At 63.3% G+C, this 15,442-nt stretch carries 14 protein-coding genes and 3 pseudogenes; 4 read left to right on the top strand and 13 right to left on the bottom strand.

Translation table 11 applies throughout. The annotated features are described in order from the left end of the window. The first annotated feature begins 3 nt into the window (after window positions 1-3). Window positions 4-924, top strand: coding sequence for a nucleoside hydrolase (locus ASE60_RS15845; RefSeq protein WP_057251527.1), 921 nt, complete (start codon window positions 4-6; stop codon window positions 922-924). Next, complete coding sequence (locus ASE60_RS15850; protein ID WP_057251528.1) at window positions 921-2,702, top strand: adenine deaminase C-terminal domain-containing protein; 1,782 nt, start codon at window positions 921-923, stop codon at window positions 2,700-2,702. The genes ASE60_RS15845 and ASE60_RS15850 overlap by 4 nt, the downstream gene beginning before the upstream one ends. A gap of 156 nt (window positions 2,703-2,858) precedes the next feature. On the opposite strand, the gene ASE60_RS15855 is transcribed toward ASE60_RS15850, so the two are convergent. Continuing rightward, complete coding sequence (locus ASE60_RS15855; RefSeq protein WP_057251529.1) at window positions 2,859-4,034, bottom strand: M20 aminoacylase family protein; 1,176 nt, start codon at window positions 4,032-4,034, stop codon at window positions 2,859-2,861. Between the two features lie 185 nt (window positions 4,035-4,219). On the opposite strand from ASE60_RS15855, the pseudogene ASE60_RS15860 reads away from it, so the two are divergent. Continuing rightward, a pseudogene (locus ASE60_RS15860) lies at window positions 4,220-4,906 on the top strand (phosphoribosyltransferase); the annotation flags it as partial. Window positions 4,907-5,051: 145 nt separating this feature from the next. Continuing rightward, window positions 5,052-5,453, top strand: a complete 402-nt coding sequence (locus ASE60_RS15865; protein ID WP_057251530.1) for a VOC family protein — start codon at window positions 5,052-5,054, stop codon at window positions 5,451-5,453. 119 nt (window positions 5,454-5,572) lie between these two features. Here the strand turns inward: ASE60_RS15865 and ASE60_RS15870 are convergent, their stop codons facing one another. The 12 genes and pseudogenes from ASE60_RS15870 to ASE60_RS15920 all read right to left on the bottom strand — a co-directional run. Then, window positions 5,573-6,034, bottom strand: coding sequence for a DUF411 domain-containing protein (locus tag ASE60_RS15870; protein ID WP_082615885.1), 462 nt, complete (start codon window positions 6,032-6,034; stop codon window positions 5,573-5,575). 84 nt (window positions 6,035-6,118) lie between these two features. Next, window positions 6,119-6,412, bottom strand: a complete 294-nt coding sequence (locus tag ASE60_RS15875; RefSeq protein WP_057251531.1) for a copper-binding protein — start codon at window positions 6,410-6,412, stop codon at window positions 6,119-6,121. A 27-nt stretch (window positions 6,413-6,439) separates the two neighbouring features. Continuing rightward, window positions 6,440-6,925: a plastocyanin/azurin family copper-binding protein gene (locus ASE60_RS15880; RefSeq protein WP_057251541.1), complete on the bottom strand. Its 486-nt coding sequence runs from the start codon at window positions 6,923-6,925 to the stop codon at window positions 6,440-6,442. 50 nt (window positions 6,926-6,975) lie between these two features. Then, entirely contained in the window at window positions 6,976-8,313 is a 1,338-nt protein-coding gene (locus ASE60_RS15885; protein WP_057251532.1) for a copper oxidase, read from the bottom strand. Between the two features lie 14 nt (window positions 8,314-8,327). Beyond that, window positions 8,328-9,791 (bottom strand): TolC family protein, encoded by a 1,464-nt coding sequence (locus ASE60_RS15890; RefSeq protein WP_057251533.1) that lies wholly within the window; start codon window positions 9,789-9,791, stop codon window positions 8,328-8,330. Continuing rightward, on the bottom strand, window positions 9,788-10,018 hold the full coding sequence (locus ASE60_RS33825) for a hypothetical protein (RefSeq protein ID WP_082615889.1): 231 nt from the start codon (window positions 10,016-10,018) through the stop codon (window positions 9,788-9,790). Before ASE60_RS33825 ends, ASE60_RS15890 begins: the two co-directional genes overlap by 4 nt. Before the next feature lie 204 nt (window positions 10,019-10,222). Beyond that, entirely contained in the window at window positions 10,223-10,615 is a 393-nt protein-coding gene (locus ASE60_RS15895; RefSeq protein WP_057251534.1) for a hypothetical protein, read from the bottom strand. Window positions 10,616-10,711: 96 nt separating this feature from the next. After that, the gene (cueR, locus tag ASE60_RS15900) at window positions 10,712-11,182 is read right to left on the bottom strand and encodes a Cu(I)-responsive transcriptional regulator (RefSeq protein ID WP_057251535.1); all 471 of its coding nucleotides are present in this window, start codon (window positions 11,180-11,182) and stop codon (window positions 10,712-10,714) included. Window positions 11,183-11,284: 102 nt separating this feature from the next. Then, window positions 11,285-13,801 carry a heavy metal translocating P-type ATPase gene (locus ASE60_RS15905; protein ID WP_082615886.1) on the bottom strand — a complete coding sequence of 839 codons (2,517 nt, stop codon included), beginning with the start codon at window positions 13,799-13,801 and terminating at the stop codon, window positions 11,285-11,287. Between the two features lie 674 nt (window positions 13,802-14,475). Next, complete coding sequence (locus tag ASE60_RS15910) at window positions 14,476-14,901, bottom strand: SRPBCC domain-containing protein (protein WP_082615887.1); 426 nt, start codon at window positions 14,899-14,901, stop codon at window positions 14,476-14,478. A gap of 25 nt (window positions 14,902-14,926) precedes the next feature. Further along, window positions 14,927-15,102 (bottom strand): annotated as a pseudogene (locus ASE60_RS15915) (ArsR family transcriptional regulator); the annotation flags it as partial. A 159-nt stretch (window positions 15,103-15,261) separates the two neighbouring features. Further along, window positions 15,262-15,442: pseudogene (locus tag ASE60_RS15920) on the bottom strand (hypothetical protein); the annotation flags it as partial.

Below are 15,442 nucleotides of genomic sequence, written 5' to 3' on the forward strand. Positions count from 1 at the left end.
CATATGGGTGTCTGGATCGATACGGACATGGGCTTCGACGACATCGCCGCGGTGCTTGTCGTCCTTCATGCCGCTGAAGAAATCGACGGCGTTTCGCTCGTCTTCGGCAACACGCCGATCGAACAGGTGAAGCGCAACGCCGCCAGTGCCGCGCTCGCCTTCGGCTGGAACTTCCCCATCCATGAGGGCCGCGCCTCGCCAGTGCTTGGCAGGCTTGAGACTGCCGAACGTATTCTCGGCGAGGCCGGCATGCCGACCGCCGGGCTGACGCTGCCGCGAGCCGATGCACTGCCGCAAAGCGACGCTTTCGCTGCTCTCTCAGCCTGGTTGGAACAGGAAGGGCCAAAGCGCATTCTCGCTCTCGGGCCGCTCACCAACCTTGGCGCCCTCTGCCTTGCCCGCCCGGACCTTGCCGCGCGCATCACCGACCTTACCTGGATGGGCGGCGGCGTCACCAGCGGCAACCACACAGCCTCCGCCGAATTCAACGCCTTTGCCGATCCGGAGGCGCTTGCCATCGTGCTCGCGCACGGCCTGCCGCTGCGCATGGTCGATCTCGATCTCTGCCGCAAGGTCTTTGCCTATCCGGACGACGTTGCGCCGATCCGCTCGGCCGGCGGCGTCAATGCCGCGCTGATCGCCGATCTGCTTGCCGGATACATCTCGATCGGTACCAGCCGTGGACGCCCGGGCATGGCGATCTATGACCCCTCAGCCGCCGTCGCCTTCGTCAACCCCGGCGCAGTCTCCTTTAAGAGCGCACGTATCGATGTCGAGCTTGGCGGATCCCTGACGCGAGGGCGTACCGTCGTCGAAACCCGCGCGAGCCATGCGACCTTCAATGCCGAATACGCCGTTGACGCACACGTCGAGACGACGCGGGCCCAGATCCTGGGTGCGTTGATGAAAGAAGCGCAGAAATGAACTCCGTGCTGCAGCCTCAGGACCTGGCCGATGCGGCGCTCCGGACCCGCGCGGTGGCCGCAGCGCGCGGTGAGCAACCCTTCGACATCCTGATACAAGGCGGGACGCTGGTCGACGTGGTCACCGGCGAGCTTCGTCCGGCCGATATCGGTCTGGTCGGATCGTTGATCGCGAGCGTGCACGAGCCCGGCACGCGCAGCGACGCGGCTGATATCATCGATGCGGGCGGTGCCTTCGTTTCACCTGGCCTGATCGATACGCATATGCATGTCGAAAGTTCGATGGTGACACCGGCGACCTATGCCAACGCGGTGCTGCCGCGTGGTGTCACGACCGTTGTCTGGGACCCGCATGAGTTCGGCAACGTCAACGGTGTCGCTGGAGTGCGGTGGGCTGCGGATGCCATTCGCGATCTGCCGCTGCGCACCGTTCTGCTGGCGCCGTCCAGCGTACCGTCGGCGCCGGGTCTGGAACTGGCCGGCGCCGATTTCGACGCGGGCATCATCGCCGACATTTTGAGCTGGCCGGAAATCGGCGGCATTGCCGAGATGATGAACATGCGCGGCGTCATCGACGGCGAGGCGCGCATCAGCGCTATCGTCCAGGCCGGGCTCGCCGCCGGCAAGCCGGTCAACGGCCATGCGCGCAGCCTTGCCGGCACCGACCTTCAGGCGTTCGTCACCGCAGGCGTCAGCTCCGACCACGAGCTCGTGTCCGGCGACGATCTGATGGCGAAGCTGAGAGCAGGGTTGTCGATTGAACTGCGCGGCTCGCACGATCACCTGTTGCCTGAGTTCGTCAATACCCTCAATGCCCTAGGCCATCTTCCTCAGACGGTGACGCTCTGTACCGACGACGTCTTTCCGGACGATCTCGCCCGCGCTGGCGGCCTTGATGATGTCGTCCGCCGGTTGGTCCGCTACGGCCTGCCCGCCGAATGGGCGCTACGGGCGGCGACGCTCAACGGTGCCGTCCGGCTCGGCCGGCACGATCTGGGGCTCGTTGCGCCCGGACGCCGGGCGGATATCGTGGTCTTCGAGGACCTGAGCGAGTTCCGCACGCGCACGGTGATCGTCGACGGCAAGGTCATCGCGAAGAGCGGTGACATGATCGAGCCGCTGACTGACATCGATGTCGCGCCGTTATACGGCACGATGAAAATTGCACCGCTCGCAGAGGCCGATTTCCGCATCTGCGCTGCCGGAACGAAGGTGCGCGTCGCGACCATCGATCGCCCGCGTTTCACCCAATGGGCCGAAGCAGTTGCCGAGGTGGAAGGCGGCTTCGTCGTGCCGCCCGAGGGGACTACGGTGATCGCAGTCGCGCACCGCCACGGGCGCGCTGACAGCCGGCCACGCGTCGGCTTGCTTTCGGGTTGGGGCGCCTGGCGCGGGGCCTTCGCCACCACGGTCTCGCACGACAGCCACAACCTCACCGTCTTCGGTGGCAACGCTGCAGACATGGCTGTGGCGGCCAATGCGGTGATCGCCGCCGGCGGCGGCATGGCCGTCGCGTCCGGCGGCAAGGTTGACGTTCTCCTGCCGCTACCGATTTGCGGGTTGGTTTCGGAACAGCCGCTCGCGGAGATAGCTGCCGGCTTCGCAGAACTTCGCGATGCTGTTGGCCGCATTGTGGATTGGCAGCCACCCTATCTGGTCTTCAAGGCCTGTTTTGGCGCGACGCTCGCCTGCAACGCCGGACCGCACCAGACCGACCGCGGCATCGCCGATGTCGCAATCGGCAAACTGATGGAAAGCCCGATATTGGAAGTGCTTTGAGGTGTAACTCGCGCGGTCAGCTCGGTTTAAGCCGCCTGTGCGATCCGCTCTCAGCTCCAATGGGACAGATCACTTCTCCGTTCAGAGAACTGATACAAGCCCCTGAAATTGCGCATCTTCGGGTGATTTGCGGCCACGCGCCCGGGCTGGCGCGCGCTATTCGGCGCGCGGCAGCTCCTGCTCCACCAGCGTCGACCAGAAGGCAACGCCCGGGCCGATCGCGGCGTCGTTGAAATCATAGGCGGTGTTGTGATGCAGCGCGCCGTCGACGGCGGGGCCGTTGCCGAGCCACACATAGCAGCCCGGAGCTTCGAGCCCGAAAAAGGCGAAATCGTCGCCGGCGGTGGAGGGCGGAAATGCCGTGCGGGTCTTTTTGCCGAAGACGGCTTGGGCCGCCTTCAGCGCCCGGGCGGTCGCATCGCCATCGTTGACGACGGGTGGGATGCGGCGCTCGAATTCGTAGTCGACCGCAATCCCGTACATTTCCGCCGTGCCCCGGGCCAGTCGTCCGATCTCGGTTTCGAGCTGGTCGCGCACTTCGGGTGTATAGGCGCGGGCGGTGCCGCCGATTTCCACGATGTCGGGGATCACGTTCAGTGCTTTTGGGTCGCCGGCACGCACGGAGCAGGCGCTGACGACGGCCGGTTGCAAGGGATCGACGACGCGGCCGACGATCGACTGCAGCGAGGCAAGGAAGGTACCGGCCGCCGTTACGGGGTCGCGGCCGAGATGCGGCTTGGCACCGTGGGTTCCGACACCGCGGAAGGTCAGACGCCAGCTGTCCGAGGAGGCGAGCTGCGGCCCGGCGACGACGGCGATTTCGTCCGGATCGAGGCCGGGCATGTTGTGCAGACCGTAGACGGCGTCGCAGGGAAAACGCTGAAACAGCCCTTCCTCGACCATGCGCTTCGCGCCGCCGCGGCCTTCCTCGGCCGGTTGGAAAATGAAATGAACGGTGCCTGAGAAATTGCGGGTCTTTGCCAGATGGCGGGCGGCACCGAGCAGTAATGTGGTGTGGCCGTCATGGCCGCAGGCATGCATCTTGCCGGCTTCGCGGGACTTGTAGGGTCGGTCGGCGATTTCGGGCATGGCGAGTGCGTCCATGTCGGCGCGAAGACCGATCGAGCGCGTGCCGTTGCCCACTTGCAGGGTGCCGACGACGCCGGTTTTTCCCAAGCCTCGATGGACCTTTAGCCCGGCGGCCTCGAGCCATTTGGCAACGAGGTCGCTGGTGCGCTCCTCCTCGAACCCGAGTTCCGGATGGGCATGCAGATCGCGACGGAAGTCCGTGAGGAAGGCGAGGTCGTCAGCAATTCCGTCTGGCAGGCGCATGTTCAGGTATTCCCGTGGTTCATCTGGCGAAGGGCTTGTGAATTCCGCGCGCTTTGCTCGCTGCACGGTGCCCTTTCGGTTTGATCGAAGTCGCAAACGGTATAGACGAAAACCACCGGGATCAGAACAGCGAACCGGCTTTTTGGGTCGCCTTTCAATCCGGGCGAAATGCGCAGACGAGGACGGAACCGATGCAGCCTCACGACTTCTGGCAGGAGGTCTACCCGCCGAAAAGTTTCGGCATTCAGGCGGGTTATCGCGATTTCTTCCCGGCAACGCTCGGCGACGGCCGCCAGATATTGCTGCCGATCCGGCCGCTCTCGGATGGCAGGCACGCGCTCGCCTCGCTGATCGTCAACCAGGCGAGCTTTGCGGTGGAAGATGCGCTGGCCACCGAACTTGCGGCAAAGCTTGCCGCCTTCGAGCCCGATGTCGTGGCCGGTCTCCCGACATTGGGCCTGACGCTTACTTCTGCCGTTGCGCGCAAGCTCGGCCATAGCCGCTACGTGCCGCTCGGTACATCAAGAAAATTCTGGTATGTCGACGACCTGTCGGTGCCGCTCTCCTCGATCACGACGCCGGACCAGAAGAAGCGGCTCTACGTCGATCCGCGCATGCTTCCACTGCTCGAGGGGCGACGTGTCGCGCTGATCGACGACGTGATATCGAGCGGCACGTCGATCCTGGCCGGGCTGACCCTGATGGAGGCTTGCGGCATCGAGCCGGTCGCGATCGGCGCCGCCATGCTGCAGACCGAGCGCTGGCGACAGCCGCTCGCCAACCTCGCGCCTTATTGGCCGGAACGCGTCGTGGGGGTGTTCCAGACCCCGATGCTCGCGCGCAGCGACGATGGCACTTGGCAGGTGGTCTGACCGCGTAGAGATCGCAAACAGGCGCGCTACCATGAAACGGCCGAGCCCGAGAGGGCTTCGCGAACGGCATTCTCTTTGCCATCTTTCAACGTGAAAACTTTAGGCAAGCTTTGGTCCGAGCGGCAGTCTTCGCGAAAGGAAGTCCATGCGCTTCGTCAATCCGATCCCTTTCGTCCACGACATCGCCCGGTCGCGGGAATTCTACGAGAAGACGCTCGGCCTGACAGTTCGCGAGGACTTCGGAAACTTCGTCCTCTTCGAGAGCGGCTTTGCCGTCCACGAAGGCCGCTCGCTCGAGCGAACAGTCTGGCGGGAAGAACTCGCCTCGGCGGAACCCTATGGGCGAGGAAACCTGCTCCTGTATTTCGAACACGATGATGTCGACGCAGCTTTCGCACGCGTCGCGCCCCATGTGGAACTGATCCATCCGGTCGAACGGCAGGATTGGGGGCAGCGCGTGTTCCGTTTCTATGATCCGGATGGGCACGCCGTCGAGGTCGGGGAGCCGCAGGCGCTGGGATCCACGGTCGAACTGGAGAAGCGCTAGCTTCCTGCGAGGCTGAGCTTCATTGGGGGCCAGACGCTTCCGACGAAAGAGGAAGCGCCCAGGTTTCGTGCTTGCGAGGCGCTTCGGGGCCGAAGCGCTGCCGCTTTGCAGCCAATGCCCTAATTCGCCGGACGGACCTGATAGTAGACCGTCGACTGGGCGCCTGCCTTGGCGATCGTATAGACGTCGTAGGACGCCTGCGGGTCATTGCCCATGCCGAGCGAGCCTGCGGGCATGCCGGGCACGGCGATGCCGGCGATATCGGGCCGCTCAGAGAGAAGCTTGCGAACCGCTTCCAGCGGCACATGCCCCTCGATGACGTAGCTGTCGACTACTGCCGTATGGCAGCCTTCCACGTCGGCGGGCACCGCGAAGCGCGTCTTGATCGCCGACATATCGGCCTCGTCGTGCACCTCGACCTTGTAGCCGGCCGCCTCCATCGCCTCGGCCCATTGCTCGCAGCAGCCGCATTGCGGATCCTTGTAGATGGCCATGGTGCCGGCCGCAGCCGCGGCGGCTGTCGCAAAGAGGGTGATGCCTGCGATTGCGCCTGCTACGAAATGTCTACGTAACACGTCCATTGGACGCTCCTTTCCGGTTCTGCCTGACTATAGCATCGTGCCGGCCCGGGCGGCGTGATTTCGACCCGGGCCGTTTGTCGCAGCTTACTTGACTTCGGTCACGGTCAGCTTGCCGTTGACCCGGTCGGCGACGAATTCGATCGAGGCGCCTTCCTTGAGCTTGGCAAGCACCGCATCGTCGCCAACGCGGAACACCATGGTCATGGCCGGCATGTCGAGGTTCTTCAGGTCTTCATGATCGATCGTCACCTTCTTGGCCTTGGTATCGATTTTCTTGACGACGCCCTTGGTGAACTCCGCCGCGTGTGCGGGAAGGGCAAAGGCGGCGGCGGAGGCAGCGAGCGCAAGCGCTGCGAAGAATGTACCTACGGTCTTCATGGTCAGATCCTTTTCTATGATCGGGGATTACTTCTTCACGACGTAGAGCGGACCGTGCATGCCGGCGTCGTAGTGGCCGGGCACCAGGCAGGCGAACTCGAAGGTGCCGTCATTGGTGAAGGTCCAGTAGATGTCGCCGGATTTGCCGGGCTCGAGCCGGATGGCGTTCGGGTCGTCGTGCTCCATGTCGGGGAACTTCTCCATGGTGATCTTGTGTTCCTGGATCGTCGCCTTGTCGTCGAGAACGAATTCATGGGCCAATTCGCCGGCATTCTTGATCGCGAAATGAACGGTCTGGCCCTGACGCACCTTGATGGTCGCCGGGGTGAAGATCATCTTGCCGTCGTCGGTTTCCTTCATCGTGACGCGGATCGTCTGCGTCGCCTTCTTGCTGTCACCGGGCTCGCCGACGGACACTTTGTCGTGGCCGCCCGCGTGGCTGCCCGATGCGAGCGCCTGGGCGGAGAAGGCAGAGGCGACAACGAGCGCCAGAGCGAATGCTGTTTTCTTCATCGTATGGTTCCTGGTGGAATTGAGAGAATTCATCGTGGTCAGCCGTTGCTTCATGGTTTCGGCGTGATCACGGTCTTGGCACCCTTTGCCCGCGTTGCTTCCGGCAGTTCGCCGGTCCACTCCCAGGCTTGTGTTCCCGGCGGGTTCTCGTACCAGCCGGGATCGCTGTAATCGCCGGCGGAGATGCCTTCGCGCACCTTCACCACCGAGAACATTCCGCCCATCTCCAACGCGCCGTGCGGACCCCAGCCGGTCATCATCGGGATCGTGTTGTCGGGGAGCGGCATTTCCATTTCGCCCATGTCGGCCATGCCGGCCGTTCCCATGGGCATGTAGTCGGGCTTGACCTTGCGGATCTTCGCCGCGACCGATGTCTTGTCGGCGCCGATGAAGGTCGGGATATCGTGGCCCATCGCATTCATCGTGTGGTGCGATTTGTGGCAATGGATCGCCCAGTCGCCCTCATACTTTGCGTCGAATTCGTAGGCGCGCATGGCGCCGACGGGGATGTCGATCGACACTTCCGGCCACCGCGCCTCCGGCCGCACCCAGCCGCCATCGGTGCAGGTTACCTCGAAATCGTAGCCGTGCATGTGGATCGGATGGTTGGTCATGGTGAGGTTTCCGACCCTCACCCGCACCCGGTCGTTCTTGGACACGACCAGCGGGTCGATATCGGGGAAGATCCGGCTGTTCCAGCACCACATGTTGAAGTCGGTCATCTCCATGATCTTCGGCACGTAGGTGCCGGGATCGATGTCGTAGGCGTTGAGCAGGAACACGAAGTCGCGGTCGACGCGCATGAAGTCCGGGTCCTTCGGATGCACCACGAAGAAGCCCATCATGCCCATGGCCATCTGCACCATCTCGTCGGCGTGGGGATGGTACATGAAGGTGCCCGACTTCACGAGGTCGAACTCGTAGACATAGGTCTTGCCCGAGGGGATGTGCGGCTGCGACAGTCCGCCCACGCCATCCATGCCCGAGGGCAGGATCATGCCGTGCCAGTGGATGGTGGTGTGTTCCGGCAGCTTGTTGGTGACGAAGATCCGAACGCGGTCGCCTTCGACCGCCTCGATCGTCGGACCCGGCGACTGGCCGTTGTAACCCCAGAGATAGGCGGTCATACCGTCGGCCATTTCGCGTTCGACCGGCTCGGCGACGAGGTGAAATTCCTTGACGCCGTTGTTCATGCGGTGTGGCAGTGTCCAGCCGTTGAGGGTGACGACCGGGTTGTAGTCAGGTCCGCTCGTCGGCACCAGCGGCTTCTGGGTCGCGGCATTGTCCATGCTTGCCGCTTCGGGCAGGCCGGAGTTGGAGGTTTGCGCCCATGCGGCGGTGGAAACGAGAGCCGCGCCTGCACCAAGGAAGTGTCTTCTGTTGAACATGATCCTATTCCTTCTCAATGCCCTGCAGCGCCGGCTTCCGCCGTCGCGGGGGCGGCCGTTGCTTCGGCTGCTCCGCCTGATCCGCCACCGTGGATCGCCGTCATCAGATCGCTGTCGGCGAGCCAGAAATCGCGTTTCGCATTGACTGAGAGAACGGTCGAATCGACCCTCGCCCTGACGTCGGCAAGCAGTTCGAAGGTGCTGGTGATCATCCCGTTGTAGCTAAGCGTCGCCTCCTCCTCGATCTTGCTGCGCAGCGGCACGATGCTGTTGCGATAGTGGCGGGCGATATCGTAGCGCGAGCGATAGGCCTCATAGGCGGAGCGCGCCTCGGAGCGGATGTTGACCGCCTTTTCGGCAAGCAGGTTGGCCGAGCGCATGTGGGCAAGCTCTGCCTTGCGCATGCGCGCGTTGCCGCTGTCGAAGATCGGGATGACGAATTCGAGCTCGAACTGGCCCGTCGTCTCGACCTTGGTGCCGTGATCCTCTTGCTCCCGTTCCGCTTCCGCACCAGCGACGAGTTCCAGATCGGTGACGAAGCGGGTCGCCTCGGTCAGCTTGTAGGATTTTGCGACGGCCTCGAGATCGAGACGGGCGATCTGCAAGTCGACGCGTCGCTTCAGCGCCTCCGCCTCGATGCTATCCTTGCGGGCAAGCGTCTTCGGCAGGTCCGGCAGGCGGTTCGGTACCTGGTAGTCGACATCGGATCCCCACAGGCCCATCCGTCGTGTGAGGTTCTCCTTGGCAAGCCGCGCGGCAAGTCGCGCCTCGGCCGCCTGTCCGGCAAGTTCCGCATTGAAGACATGTTCCCGCGCCTGCGCGCCCTTGCCCATGGCACCGGTTTCACCGAGCTTGGCGGCAAGTTCCGAGGAGGCGTCAGCAGCAATCTGGGCCCGGCTCAACTGTCCGACGGTTTCCCAAGCAGCGACGGCCTCGATCCAGGCGCGACGGGCTTCAGCGGCAAGTTCCAGGGTCCTGAGCGCTGCTGAAAGTTGCGCCTGGCGAAAACGGGCATCGGCGATGGCAATGGTCTTGTCGCGCGTCAGCAGCGCCAGGATGTTGGTGGTGACCAGGCCCTCGATTGCGCGGTAGGCTTCGAGTTCCGGCGCGCCGATCCCGGTCGTGCCGATCGAGACGGTGGGGTTAAGGAAAAGGGTCGCCTGCCAGGCGTCCGCCGAGGCATCGCCAAGATCGGCGTAGGTCGCTTGAAGACCCTTGTTGTTGAGAAGCGCGATCTGAACGGCGGTGTCAGCGTCGATCGTCTTGCGCTTCAAGAGCGCCTTGACCTCGGCATTGACCTTGTCCGCCTGTTCTCGGTTTTGGATCCAGACGCTTTTCTTGGTCGCAGCTGTCGCAACCTTCGCATCCACCGTCGTAAAACCCGCGTCCTTGGCCGAATACTCTGCGTTGGTCGCGCAGCCGGCGAGCACGAGCGGCAGGCCGATGAGCGCCGCCAGCTTGATCTTGCGGCTCATCATGACGCGTCCCCCTTCTTGGGCGATTGGGCGTCGTTCAATGGACCCCACGGCTTCGGGCCGATCGGCTCGCGGTGGGTATAGCCGACAACAGGGCTTCGATACTGGAGGCTACGAATTCCGCTGGTGCCGTCGGCGGGATCGCCAAGGCTTGAAACCTCGGCAGGCAATGTGGCAGCGCATCCGCCCAGAATGATGGGCAGGAGCGCCATGGAAAACAAACGTTTCATGGTCAAACCTGAAATGTGAATGGCAGAGGTCGGCGACCGACCGGCAGTGGTCCGGGCGGGCCTCATCGCTGACCGTGCTACGGTGCCTCGCGTTTCAGTTGACGCGCAAAAGGCGGCCACAGCGCTTTGCTCTGCTGCATGTTTTTGCCCTTCAATCGGCTAGGATAAAAGGCAACATGCAGAAGCGGTCACGGCTTCACAAAGTCAGGCTTTTGGAGGGCGATGTAGGCCGTCGAGCTCACCTGGGGTCAGCTGCGGCTGCGGTCCGAAGTTGCGGATGGAGCGCGGGAAAACGGGATGGCTAGCGCCGGTATCGGCAAGGACTGCAACGGCGGCACAGAAGGTCTTGCAGCAATCCTTCTTGTCGGCCTTGCCGCTATCCTGGGTCGGCTTCACCTTGCCCTTGTCGAGGCTCGGGCAATGCTCGGTCGCTGCCTGGATCGGGTTGTCTGAGGACGCTTCGATCTGCTTCGAGCCGTGCGTGGCCGCATGTGTCATGCCGGATGCGGTGGAATAGGGCAGCAGGGCCAGCGACAGCATGACTGCCAGCTTCAGCACAATCAGCAAACGCAGATATGTGGTTCGCACCTTTTCCATAATCGATCCGTAAAAACGCCCGCGATTCCTGTCAATGCCGCTTGCGCTTCGCACCGTCACGAATGCGTGAGACTTTGCCAAGCGCATGGGACCACGTCATCCGCGGCGGCGGTTGCGAACAGGATCGATGCCGGCCGTGCCGAAACGGGCGGGCTCCGCCTGCTTTGCTGGGGTGTTCCCGGCATCGGCCAGATCGTCAAGAATAGGACAGTCCGGTCGTCCGTCGCCATGGCAATGGGCCGCGAGATGCTTCAGCGTCCGGCTCATCGCCTTCAGCTCCTCCGCCTTGCGTTCCAGGATCTCGACATGTTCGAGGGCGATCTTCTTGACCTCGCCGCTGGCACGCGATCGGTCGCGCCACAGCGCCAAAAGGTCGGCCATCTGCTCGACGGTGAAGCCGAGATCCCGCGAGCGGCGGATGAAGCGCAGCGTATGGACGTCGTTGTCGCCATAGTTGCGGTAGCCGGCTTCGCTGCGGTCGGCCTGTGGAATGAGGCCGATCGTCTCGTAATAGCGGATCATTTTCGTCGAGACGCCGGAGGCGCGTGAAGCTTCGCCGATATTCATGATTTCATCCTTGCAGCCGCCTTCGCGGCCATTCCCTTCGAATATAAGGGCTCTCCCCGGCTTCCGCCATGCTGTGGCGGGAAGCCGGGGAGAATGTCGATCTTACGCCGCGCGTCCTGCCGCGACCGGGCGGAATGCCCTCAGCCGCAGCGCGTTGCCGAGCACGAAGACGCTCGACAATGCCATGGCGCCGGCCGCGAAGATCGGCGACAAGAGCAGGCCGTAGGCCGGATAGAGCGCGCCGGCTGCTACCGGGATCAGCACAACATTATAGGCGAAGGCCCAGAACAGGTTCTCCTTGATGTTGCGGATCGTCGCCTTCGACAGTGCGATCGCATTCGGGACACCGAGCAGATCGCCGGACATCAGCACCACATCGGCGCTTTCGATGGCGACATCCGTGCCGGTGCCGATCGCCAGCCCGACATCGGCTTCGGCCAGCGCCGGCGCGTCGTTGATGCCGTCGCCGACGAAGGCGACCGCGCGTCCGCCTTGCTTCAGCTTCTTCAGCGCTGCGACCTTGCCGTCGGGCAGGACTTCGGCGATGACCTCGTCAATGCCGAGCTTGGCGGCGATGGCTTCGGCGGTGCGGCGGTTGTCGCCGGTGATCATCGCGACCTTCAAGCCAAGCTCGTGCAGCATGCGGATCGCCTGCGGCGTCGTCTCCTTGATCGGGTCGGCAACGGCGATGATCGCCGCAAGCTTGCCGTCGATCGCCGCATAGAGCGGGCTCTTGCCTTCGGAACCCAGGCGGGTCGCCTGCTCGGCGAAAGCGGAAACGTCGAGCTTCAACTGCGCCATCAGCCGGTCGGCGCCGACATGGACGGTGCGGCCCGTGACTTCGGCGCTGGCGCCGAAGCCGGGGATGGCCTCGAACTTCGCCGGCTCGGCGATTGCCAGGCCCTTTGTCTTTGCGGCCTCGACGATTGCTTCGGCGATCGGATGCTCGGAGCGGGTTTCGACGGCGGCGACCAGTGCCAGAACGGTATCGCGGTCGAAGCCTGCGGCGGTTTCTAGGTCGGTCAGTTCAGGCCGTCCCTTGGTCAAGGTACCGGTCTTGTCGACGGCGATGACGGCGGCATTGCGCAGCATCTGCAGTGCCTCGCCCTTGCGGAAGAGTACGCCCATTTCGGCGGCGCGTCCGGTGCCGACCATGATCGACGTCGGGGTGGCAAGGCCCATGGCGCAGGGGCAGGCGATGATCAGAACTGCGACGCCGTTGACGAGCGCGAAGGTCAGCGCCGGATCGGGGCCGAAGACCAGCCAGATGCCGAAGGTCAAAAGCGCGATGGCGATGACTGCGGGCACGAACCAGGCGGTGACGCGATCGACCAGCGACTGGATCGGCAGCTTCGCGCCCTGGGCCTGCTCGACCATGCGGATGATCTGCGCCAGCACCGTGTCGGCGCCGACCTTGGTTGCACGGAAGGTGAAGGAGCCGGTCTTGTTGATCGTGCCGCCGACCACCTCGCTGCCGGCGATCTTTTCAACCGGAACCGGCTCGCCGGTAATCATCGATTCGTCGACATAGGAGTTGCCGTCGATGACGCTGCCATCGACCGGAACCCGGTCGCCGGGACGCACCAGTACGGTATCGCCGGCGTGCACGTCGGAAAGCGGGACCTCGATCGTCTCGCCGTTGCGGACCAAGCGGGCGGTCTTTGCCTGCAGGCCCATCAGATGCTTGATCGCCTCGGATGTCCGGCCCTTGGCGCGTGCTTCGAGGAAGCGGCCGAGCAGGATCAGCGTGACGATGACGGCCGCCGCCTCGTAGTAGACGTTGGCAGTGCCGTCAGGCAGCAGATCCGGTGCAAAGGTTGCGACGACCGAATAGATCCAGGCGGCCGACGTGCCGATCGCGACAAGCGAGTTCATGTCGGGCGCCAGGCGGAAGAGGGCGGGGACGCCCTTCTCATAGAAGCGCAGGCCCGGGCCGAAGAGCACCAGCGTCGTCAGCACGAACTGCAGATACCAGCTTTCCTGCATGCCGATATTGGTCATGACGAAATCATGCACGGCCGGGATGAAGTGCGAGCCCATTTCGAGCACGAAGATCGGCAGCGTCAGGACGCCGGCGATCAGCAGCGAGCGTGCGAGCTTGCGGGTCTCCTGTTCGCGCTTCTCGCCTTCGCGGTCGACGCTTTCGTCGCCGGTGATGCGCTTGGCGGCGTAGCCGGCAACGCGAACCGCCTCCTCGAGCGCGGCGGCCGTTGCGATCCCCTTCGTCACGTGTACGGAGGCGCGCTCGGTCGCCAGATTGACACTGGCTTCCGTGACGCCCGGCACGGTCTTCAGCGCCTTCTCGATGCGCGCGACGCAGGAGGCGCAGGTCATGCCTTCGATTGTGAGTTCGATCGTGTCTTCGGCGGCGCCGTACCCTGCATTTTCGATCGCCTTGACGATGTCGGCGGACTTGGTGCTGGCATCGAAGCGAACATCGGCGCGTTCCGTTGCGAGGTTGACCGAGGCTTCGGTGACACCAGGCACGGCGCGGATCGCCTTTTCAACGCGGGAGACGCAGGACGCGCAGGTCATGCCCTCGACGGGTATGCTCGCACTCAGCGCGGCCGCGGAAATCGCTTCGAGATTGTTCGTTCTAATGGGGGTCACCGATCCCATGATCGTGCTCCTTTCGCTGTCTTTGTCACAAGATGGAGCTTCCAACGATGGGAAGGTCAATGGCGCTGCCGAACTTTCTCTGCGCCGCCAACCCTGATGGGCCAAAACTAATTTGAAGCGGCGCCAAAAACACACGGCACAAACCCAAAAAATCTTGGTGTTTCCGTTTGCGTATGTCCTTGATGTAAAATTGATTAGTCGCTCTCGCGCGATTTAAGCGGGCCCGCCGTTACTTGGCTTCGTCCTCGGTCCGCTTCTCGAAACGAACATTCGCCGCGCAATGACCATCTCGCGCCCGATCAGTCTTATGCTCCTTATCGCAACGGTTGGCATGTTCGTGCTGATGGTCGTGCCGTCCTTCCGGCGGACGTGCGAAGAAGCATTCGAGGACGAGGAAGACTGATCGCAAGCCGACTGGGAAACTTGATAACGGCGGCCACGTGCGGCCGTTATCAATTTCAGCTCGGTCCCAGGTGAGCCAGAAGCTCTCGCATTCGAAAGCCCTGACGGAAGGTTCGAATCTGGTCAAGGCGAAGAGAAGCTGGTCCGACATCGTGCTCGATGCCAACTGCGGTCCACGCTCAACAACGGCTTTGCGCCCTCGCTCCTTCCGGAATGGCCGGTGGAGTTCCCAAGAGCATACGTTCCCCCGGAGGCGAGTTTCCCGACCCGCGCTACTCGTCTTTGCTTGAAAGCAATTCGTCGAGCTGCTCCAGCTGTTCCGGCAATGCGGCCGCCGAGCCCTGTAGTGTTTCCTCAAGCGCCTCCTTGGACGGATAGATTTCGTGGAAATTCAGCAGCGTCTTCCCGCCCTGGTCCTCGAAGGTTACGGTCGTGACCGCGCCCTCTTCGCCCTCGTCGTTGGTCCAGACGATGCGCTCGTTCGGCACCACCTCGAGATACTTGCCGTAGAAGGCCATGGTGTCCGAACCGCCGGCGCCGAATTCCAGCCGATATTTGCCGCCGGTACGGACGTCCATATCGCACGATACGAGCGAAACGCCGGATGCCGATTTTGGCACCCACCAGCGCTGGAACAGCTCGGGCTGGCTTGTCCGCGTTACGACGAGTTCGCGATCCCCTCTGCGCTCGACTGACATGCCGTGCTACTCACCACCGGGACTGTTAACTTGCTGAATCATCGCTTCCCTCTTTTTTCATTTCGCTGATGATTTCGTCCAATGCTTCGAAGCGGGCCCCGACGAGCTTGCGATGCGCCTCGATCCACTCGGCGTCCGCCTTGAGGCCGCGTTTCCCAAGCTTGCAGATCTCACCCATCCAACCTTCTGCGTGACGACGAGGCACGTATCGCCCTCAGGATCAATCCCGGTTTTGACCCCAAGGCTGCTGGCATGAAGATGGGCGGGGGCCCAAAGTTTGGAATTGACCAACGCTGAAAGCCGACCCTTGTATTCAGCGTAGTGGGCCGACTGCAGGGACGACGAACGGAGCGACGGCCCTTACTTCACCGTGATGGCAAGTCCGCTGAGATCGGCGTTGACTTGCAGGCCTACCTGCTTGCCTGAGAGCTCGAGTTGGGCATCCTTGTCATTGGTCATGGCGATCACCTGGGCCCCTTTGCCGACCGCGCCGCCACCGCCTACCGCACCGTAGACCCCCGTCACATCTCGGGCGCGGCGA

Origin of the sequence: Ensifer sp. Root278 (assembly GCF_001429285.1) — a bacterium.
Lineage (GTDB): Bacteria > Pseudomonadota > Alphaproteobacteria > Rhizobiales > Rhizobiaceae > Ensifer.

What these genes read in the sequence shown, in the direction of transcription:
- cueR (WP_057251535.1), bottom strand. Translation starts at nt 11,182, where the DNA reads ATGAATATCGGCGAAGCTTCACGCGCCTCCGGCGTCTCGACGAAAATG.
- ASE60_RS15905 (WP_082615886.1), bottom strand. Translation starts at nt 13,801, where the DNA reads ATGGGATCGGTGACCCCCATTAGAACGAACAATCTCGAAGCGATTTCC.
- ASE60_RS15910 (WP_082615887.1), bottom strand. Translation starts at nt 14,901, where the DNA reads ATGTCAGTCGAGCGCAGAGGGGATCGCGAACTCGTCGTAACGCGGACA.
- ASE60_RS15855 (WP_057251529.1), bottom strand. Translation starts at nt 4,034, where the DNA reads ATGCGCCTGCCAGACGGAATTGCTGACGACCTCGCCTTCCTCACGGAC.
- ASE60_RS15880 (WP_057251541.1), bottom strand. Translation starts at nt 6,925, where the DNA reads ATGAAGAAAACAGCATTCGCTCTGGCGCTCGTTGTCGCCTCTGCCTTC.
- ASE60_RS15845 (WP_057251527.1), top strand. Translation starts at nt 4, where the DNA reads ATGGGTGTCTGGATCGATACGGACATGGGCTTCGACGACATCGCCGCG.
- ASE60_RS15895 (WP_057251534.1), bottom strand. Translation starts at nt 10,615, where the DNA reads ATGGAAAAGGTGCGAACCACATATCTGCGTTTGCTGATTGTGCTGAAG.
- ASE60_RS15885 (WP_057251532.1), bottom strand. Translation starts at nt 8,313, where the DNA reads ATGTTCAACAGAAGACACTTCCTTGGTGCAGGCGCGGCTCTCGTTTCC.
- ASE60_RS15865 (WP_057251530.1), top strand. Translation starts at nt 5,052, where the DNA reads ATGCGCTTCGTCAATCCGATCCCTTTCGTCCACGACATCGCCCGGTCG.
- ASE60_RS15870 (WP_082615885.1), bottom strand. Translation starts at nt 6,034, where the DNA reads ATGGACGTGTTACGTAGACATTTCGTAGCAGGCGCAATCGCAGGCATC.
- ASE60_RS33825 (WP_082615889.1), bottom strand. Translation starts at nt 10,018, where the DNA reads ATGAAACGTTTGTTTTCCATGGCGCTCCTGCCCATCATTCTGGGCGGA.
- ASE60_RS15890 (WP_057251533.1), bottom strand. Translation starts at nt 9,791, where the DNA reads ATGATGAGCCGCAAGATCAAGCTGGCGGCGCTCATCGGCCTGCCGCTC.
- ASE60_RS15875 (WP_057251531.1), bottom strand. Translation starts at nt 6,412, where the DNA reads ATGAAGACCGTAGGTACATTCTTCGCAGCGCTTGCGCTCGCTGCCTCC.
- ASE60_RS15850 (WP_057251528.1), top strand. Translation starts at nt 921, where the DNA reads ATGAACTCCGTGCTGCAGCCTCAGGACCTGGCCGATGCGGCGCTCCGG.